Origin of the sequence: Microbacterium sp. Leaf351 (genome assembly GCF_001423825.1) — a bacterium.
GTDB lineage: Bacteria > Actinomycetota > Actinomycetes > Actinomycetales > Microbacteriaceae > Microbacterium > Microbacterium ginsengisoli.
Window position 1 is genome coordinate 82791 of sequence record NZ_LMPK01000035.1, and the last position, 2059, is coordinate 84849.

Here is a 2059-nt window from a genome sequence, read left to right on the forward strand (position 1 = left end):
CGCTGTGATCACGGCGGCGCTTCCGGGCGCGGCGCGCGCCGCGGCATCGGCGCAGGCCCCCGCGTGACCCGGGTCGTCGTGCTCGCCGGCGGGGTCGGCGGCTCGAAGTTCACCCTCGGTGTGCGTGAGGCGCTCGCCCGTCGCGGCGATCCCGCGGCGACCGTCGTCGTGAACACCGGCGACGACCTGTGGCTGAGCGGCGTGCGCCTGCAGCCCGACATCGACTCGGTGCTCTATGCGCTCGGCGGCCAGAACGACACCGTCCGCGGGTGGGGACGCGCCGGCGACACCGAGCGGGTCAACGCCGAGCTGCAGGCGTGGGGCGCCGGCTGGCCGTGGTTCACGCTCGGCGACCTCGATCTCGGCACCCACCTCGCGCGCACCGGATGGCTGCGCGACGGTCTCTCCGTCACCGAGGTCGTCGCCCGTCTGTCGGCCCGCTGGCCGCTGGGCGTGACCCTGCTGCCGATGACCGACAGCGAGGCCGACACGTGGGTGCGGCTCGAGTCGGGCGAGGTGCTGCACTTCCAGGAGTGGTGGACCCGGCACCGCGCGACCCTCGCCCCCCGCGCATTCGAGAATCCCGGGCTGGTCGGCGCCGTCCCCGCACCCGGCGTCGTCGAGGCGATCGCCGCCGCCGACGTCGTGCTGCTCGCGCCGTCGAACCCGGTCGTCTCGATCGGCCCGATCCTCGCCGTTCCCGGGGTGCGGGACGCCCTCGCCGCGACATCCGCTCGGGTCGTCGGCGTCTCGCCGATCATCGGCGGTGCGGTCGTGCGCGGCATGGCCGACGTGTGCCTCACCGCGATCGGCGTCGACACCGCGGCCGATGCCGTGGCCGCCCACTACGGCAGTCGCACCGCCGGCGGCGTGCTCGACGCGTGGCTGCTCGCCGAGGAGGACGCGGCGCTCGCACCGGCCGTCGCCGCGGTCGGGATCACCCCGGTCGTCGCGCCGCTGTGGATGACCGATGTCGCGGCCTCGGCCGCGATCGCCGACGCCGCGCTGGCCGCGGCCGCCCGCTGAACCGGGCCCTCGCGGGATAGGCGCCGGAGCCGATCGGCCGTGCCTCAGGTCGGTTCGACGTACCGCAACTCCGGAGTCGCGCGCGGGGCGACGCCAACGCCGGGTTCCGGCGGGATTCTCCGGAGTCGTGGTCACCGCGGCGCGGCGCCGTGACTCAGCCGGCGTCGCCGCTTGGAGGCACGGACACGACCCGTCCGGACACGGTGGCGGCACCGAGTTCCGTGATCTCCCAGTCGAGGCCGCGCGCGAGGAGGAGCGTGCCCGCCCCCGCCTCTGCCGGCGCAGGGGGGGTGTAGAGAGCTGGGGTGCCCGCGGGAATGGTGAGGTGCAGCATCGTGGGTCCCGTCGGGACGGTCTCCCGGGTGAGGAACGTCCCGACCAGGAACGTGGGCTCGTGCACGCGCGTGCCCGGGGCGGCTCCCGCCGGAAGTGCGTCGGGGTCGTACGGAAGGGCGACCACGACCGTCTCGGGCGCGGGGCGCACCCGAACGGCACCGTCGAGGGCGGCGATACGGGCGTCGATCTCCGGGGTCGACGGGGCGACGCCGCGCAGCACGGCGTCGATCTGCTCGCGCGTGACGGGGGTGCGAGCGACCTCCGGCGACGCCGCACGGCCACGGGCTGCACCGCCGCGCGAGTTCCGGTCGGGCCGAGGGGGGTTGAGCGCGCCCGAGACGGCGGCCGTATTCGGGAACGTGACGAGATCCGTGCCGACTGCCCCGGAGCGCTCCGGACCGGCGGTACCCACGAGCGAGTCGAACAGCTCGTGTGCCGGGACGCCATTGGCTGCGCCGTCAGCGAGGATCCGCCACCAATGATCGGAGTGGATGTTGACGTAATCCTCGTCGTCGTAACCCGCCAGAAGGACGAGTACGCCGCCGGCCGGATCGGCCGACGTGACGAGGTAGCCGCGAAGGTCGTCGCCGCGACGAACAGGGGCCGCGATCACCGGGCCGTCGGAATGATGCGCGTACGTCGGTGGTCCGCTGACGACGCGGAAGTGGACGTCGTCGTCTTTCCAGCTCATTTCACC

General features: G+C 74.3%; 2 protein-coding genes. One reads left to right on the forward strand and one right to left on the reverse strand.

Annotation, left to right across the window (positions count from 1 at the left end; all coding sequences use genetic code 11):
• Positions 1–78 precede the first annotated feature (78 nt).
• Positions 79–1026 carry a 2-phospho-L-lactate transferase gene (gene cofD / locus ASG00_RS11490; RefSeq protein WP_268772167.1) on the forward strand — a complete coding sequence of 316 codons (948 nt, stop codon included), beginning with the start codon at positions 79–81 and terminating at the stop codon, positions 1024–1026.
• A gap of 154 nt (positions 1027–1180) precedes the next feature.
• Here the strand turns inward: cofD and ASG00_RS11495 are convergent.
• A partial coding sequence (locus tag ASG00_RS11495) for a hypothetical protein (RefSeq protein WP_442922645.1) occupies positions 1181–2059 on the reverse strand: 879 nt, incomplete at its 5' end.